We start from the raw sequence: 4,253 nt of genomic DNA, 5'->3' as shown, positions 1-4,253 counted from the left end.
TTGCTGGCGCCCTGCATGAACAGGAGAGCACGCCCGGAGGATCGTCCGCGATGATCTGCGCCGCTCGCAACGAAGCGCCGGGCTTCCGCGCGGAATCATGGGCGGAAAGCCGGAAGCGACGTGAGGACGGCGCAGATGATCGCTGTTGGAGACAAACTCGGGAGTCTGCGCCGCGGGCGCGGGTGGAAGCGCAGTCTCCCACGGCGCAGCCGCGTCAGGAGGCGTTGCGGAACCTGGGTGCCGCAGAAAGGGGTCGGTCCAAGACGCTGCGGCTTGGACGAGGGGAGAGACCTCTCCCCCAGAAAAACAGCGGCCTGTTCTTCGAACCTGCAACAGAGCGCGGAGACTACTCGTCTGGGTGTCGAAAGAAGCAGACCACTGCGGTCGCGGGATCACTCGGAATTTCGACGAACGAGAAAACCCAAATCGTCGGGACTAGTATCTACTTGCATAAATCCGAATACTTACCTTCCAAGGTTTTGGCGCGGACATTGACCTTCGTCCACGCGAAGGGGGCGGCCTCCTCATTGTAGGCGGCGATGAAGGCGTCGATCTGCTCGATCAACTGCTGGACGGAACGGAAACTGGCTCCGCGCAGCGCCTTTGCCCAAAGAATACTAAACCAGACCTCCACCTGGTTGAGCCAGGACGCGTGCGTGGGCGTGAAATGGAAATGCACCTGCGGGTGTGCCTTGCTCCCGCGCTCCTTCTCCACGCGGTGGGTGCTTAGATTGTCGAGGATCACGTGCAGCTGCTTGCCCGGAGGCACCGCGACCAAGCGGTCCATGAACTCCAAAAACTCCACCCGCCGCTTACGCTTGAAATGGCCGGCGAGCACCTGCCCAGTGGCCACGTCGAGGGCGGCAAAAAGCGTGCTGGTGCCGTGACGCTTGTATTCGTGGGCAAAGCCGCTGAGCGCCCGCCCGTCGGGCATCTTCAGCCAGCCCTGCGCCCGCTCCAGCGCTTGGATGCAGGGCTTCTCGTCGAAACTGAGCACCACCGCATTCTCCGGCGGAGCCAAGTAAAGGCTGACCACATCGGCGGCCTTTTGGCTAAACTCCGGATCGGTGGACACACACCAACGGCGTCGCCGTTTCAGACTAATGCCCAGCGTGCGCAGCACCCGCCAGACCCGATCCCCGCTGACCCCGAGCGCCTTGGCCAGCATCCGCCCGTCCCAACGGGCGTACCCGGCGGGAGTCGGCTGATCGAGTTGCTCCAAAAGACGGCGGCGAAACTCGCTCTCATCGAGCGTGGGCGGACGTCCCGGCCGATGGTCATCATGCAATCCGCACAGACCCTCGCGCTCGAAACGCGTGCGCCATTTACTGACCATCGCTGGCTGATCTGCAAATCTCGGGCGATCTGCTTGGAGGCCGCTCCTGCGGATGCCCGCAGGATTATTTGCGCGCGCTCCACATACCGCGCCTGGGCTTTAGGTTTGCGCCGCATCGCACTGAGTTGCTGGAGTTCGTCACGGCTCAGGATGATTGGGGTCGCAGGCTTAGGCATCCCACATTCTCGTAGCGCTTCGAACTTTTGCAATTAGATACTAGCACCGAAACAAGCGTTCCACCCGACGCCTTCTTTCAGGAACACCACTTAGAATTCGCCCTTCTAGGCAAAGGAAATGAAGCCATACGCATTAATGATGACACTTGTGTTTTTCGGATATTCAAGGTGATCAAGATCCCAAACTTGTCTGCGTACGTGCCCTTCAGAACAGAACGCACGTCGAACTTGGTTTGAACCCGAGTAAATTGGTGCCCAAAACAGCTTACCTCCGATGCGCTGTGACGGCTCGGAAACTGAAACGATCATGATGCAATCTGCTGTTTTGGTCAGCTCGTCGTAACTCCACAGACGAACAAAGCGTGCCCGCGCGAGCTGGTGGCTTTTTAGGACCAGCGTAACTGCCGCAAGCCAAATTGTCGACGCGCGGGGGTTCACGGTTTCTTGTCGGTAATGTAGATTTCTGTCGCCATGTCCATACCGGAAATACTAGTTCGGCCCGAGACGAGGACGCGCATCCCGGGCTTGATCGCGTCGAGTGACGTTTTGGTCCGTCGTCCTGTCGGTGAGACGGAGAAATATTTCGTGTTCGCAATATCGAGTCGGCGCTCGAATGACTCGGGTCTGACGCGGGACTTTGGCTCGATACGCAAGTGGATAAAATGGTAGCTGATGTTGTTGCGAACCTCGCGATGAACGCCAATCACGGTAGCAGGTCGCTTTGCGAATATTTCAGCGATTGCGGTGGCCCCGCTAACGTCGAGCAAATAAGCGGCTGCGATGGTTTGAAAAACGAGGCGAAGTTTCATAAATGTGGGACCGCGTGAGCACGGTGACGCGCGAGTTGCCCGGGCCAACCGCTTCACAGATCCCGGCGTGCAGTTCACATACATGATCCATCGGCGCTTCTCCCAGGTGGCTCAGGAACGCACGGATCTCCCCGGGGCGCCCATCTCCCGCGGGTGCCGTTTGCCACTGGAAAGGGATGAACTGACGCGTCCACATCCAGTACGCGTCCTCCGTACGCCGCGAGCAATGGCGCTCCGTGGCAGGCATTGCGAACCCCGCTGTTCGAAGCAGCCCCTGCGCGGTCGGCGCGCTCTTCCCGACCGTTGTGGAAAGCTGTCGCGTCGCACGTATGATCCGGATCTTCATCGGGCCGTTATACGCCGAATGTCCGGGGTACCGAGAGAAAAACGCTCCCCGCTTGCCAGAAAGACGACGTTCTGCTTCGATCTGTTGCATGCCGCACTCCTCGCATACCCCACGCAAACCCCCGGACCCGCTCGGCTCAATACAATGTTGAACTAAGCCGCTTCGCGGAGGGGCCGTGTAGTCATAGCTGAGGGGGGCTGCGCGGGACCGAAGTTGGTAGCCTTGGTGCCTTATGACACCATTACGTTACCAACTTGTCAGAGTGCTGACCTTAAAGGGATACTCGCCCAAGACGCACGAAGCCTATATTGGGGCCGTGGCAGCTCTGGCGCGTTACCATGGGCGCTCGCCGGAGAGGATCTGCAACGAGGAGATCAAGGATTACCTGCTGCACCTTCACCAGGAGAGGAAGCTTTCAGCCAGCAGCTTGAATGTGGCGGTCAGCGGGCTGCGCTTTTTTTACTCTCAGGTGCTGGACCGCTCGCTCGCCGAGATCGAGAAGACGCTGCCGCGGCCCAAGCAGCCGACGCAGTATGCGCGAGCCTATAGCCTGGAAGAGATCAGGACGCTGCTGACAGGGGGCTGCAGGGATTTGAGGCAGCGGGCGTTTCTGATGACGCTCTACGGGGCCGGGTTGAGGCTCAACGAAGGCTGTCATCTGCAGCCGCAGGACATCGAGAGCAGCCGGATGATGATTCGGATCCGCCAGGGCAAGGGCGGCAAGGATCGCTATACGATCTTAAGTCCGCGGCTGCTGGAGGAGTTGCGCGTTTACTGGAAGCTTTATCGTCCGCAGCCTTGGTTGTTTGCGAGCAGCCGCGATCCGCACCGGCCGTTGGTCGACGGCAGCGCGCAGAAGATGTTCTATGCCGCGCTCGCCCGGTGCGGTCTGCCCAACAAGGGCGGCATCCACGCCTTGCGGCATTCTTTCGCCACGCATCTCATCGAGACAGGCGTGGAGATCACGGTCGTCAAGGAACTGCTCGGACACCGCAGTCTGAAGACGACTTCGAACTATCTCCATGTCTCCAGGGAGCGGCTGGCGCAGATCCGCAGTCCGCTCGATCTCATCGACGAACCGGCGGCAGCTTAACAAAGAGAGCGCACTGGCCATGGCGCTCTGCTGCCGCGAGTTGCGGCCGGCCGGAGGCGCGCGGCTGCAGCTCTCCGAGGTGCTGCGGGTCGCGTTGCAGACGCCTGCCGCAGGCGATCGTCTTCGAGCTCATCACTGGAAGACGCTGAACGCTTTACGGCGTTGTCACACGCCGGAGTTGGGTGGCCATCTCTACCGGTGCGCGGACTGCGGCCGAGAGCACTTCGTCGCGCATAGCTGTCGCAACCGGCATTGCCCGAGCTGTCAGCGGACCGGCGCGCAGGAGTGGCTGGAGAAGCAAAGTGCCAGTCTTTTACCCGTGCCGTACTTCCACGTCGTCTTTACTTTGCCACACGCGCTCAATGCGCTGGTCAGGCAGAACCAGCGGCCACTCTACAAGCTGCTCTTTGAGTGCGCCAGCGCGACGCTCTTGGAGTTCGGCGAAGGAAAGCTCAAAGCGCAGATCGGCGTCACGGCCGTGTTGCATACCTGG

At 60.3% G+C, this 4,253-nt stretch carries 5 protein-coding genes; 2 read left to right on the top strand and 3 right to left on the bottom strand.

The genetic code is table 11. From position 1 onward, the window contains the following. Positions 1-442: 442 nt before the first annotated feature. From M3436_19695 to M3436_19685, 3 genes are all read right to left on the bottom strand, one after another. The gene (locus M3436_19695; GenBank protein ID MDQ3566204.1) at positions 443-1,336 is read right to left on the bottom strand and encodes an IS630 family transposase; all 894 of its coding nucleotides are present in this window, start codon (positions 1,334-1,336) and stop codon (positions 443-445) included. 281 nt (positions 1,337-1,617) lie between these two features. Then, entirely contained in the window at positions 1,618-1,950 is a 333-nt protein-coding gene (locus M3436_19690; GenBank protein MDQ3566203.1) for a hypothetical protein, read from the bottom strand. Beyond that, positions 1,947-2,321, bottom strand: coding sequence for a hypothetical protein (locus tag M3436_19685; protein ID MDQ3566202.1), 375 nt, complete (start codon positions 2,319-2,321; stop codon positions 1,947-1,949). The genes M3436_19690 and M3436_19685 overlap by 4 nt, the downstream gene beginning before the upstream one ends. 578 nt (positions 2,322-2,899) lie before the next feature. On the opposite strand from M3436_19685, the gene M3436_19680 reads away from it, so the two are divergent. Continuing rightward, positions 2,900-3,760: a site-specific integrase gene (locus M3436_19680; protein MDQ3566201.1), complete on the top strand. Its 861-nt coding sequence runs from the start codon at positions 2,900-2,902 to the stop codon at positions 3,758-3,760. Positions 3,761-3,779: 19 nt separating this feature from the next. Then, positions 3,780-4,253: transposase zinc-binding domain-containing protein (locus tag M3436_19675; GenBank protein MDQ3566200.1), on the top strand; the 474-nt coding region annotated here is incomplete at its 3' end.

Source organism: Pseudomonadota bacterium (assembly GCA_030859565.1).
Lineage (GTDB): Bacteria > Pseudomonadota > Gammaproteobacteria > JACCXJ01 > JACCXJ01 > USCg-Taylor.
The sequence above is the reverse complement of the archived record's forward strand: the minus strand, read 5'-3'. Positions and strand labels throughout refer to the sequence as shown.

What these genes read in the sequence shown, in the direction of transcription:
- M3436_19695 (MDQ3566204.1), bottom strand. Translation starts at nt 1,336, where the DNA reads ATGGTCAGTAAATGGCGCACGCGTTTCGAGCGCGAGGGTCTGTGCGGA.
- M3436_19685 (MDQ3566202.1), bottom strand. Translation starts at nt 2,321, where the DNA reads ATGAAACTTCGCCTCGTTTTTCAAACCATCGCAGCCGCTTATTTGCTC.
- M3436_19680 (MDQ3566201.1), top strand. Translation starts at nt 2,900, where the DNA reads ATGACACCATTACGTTACCAACTTGTCAGAGTGCTGACCTTAAAGGGA.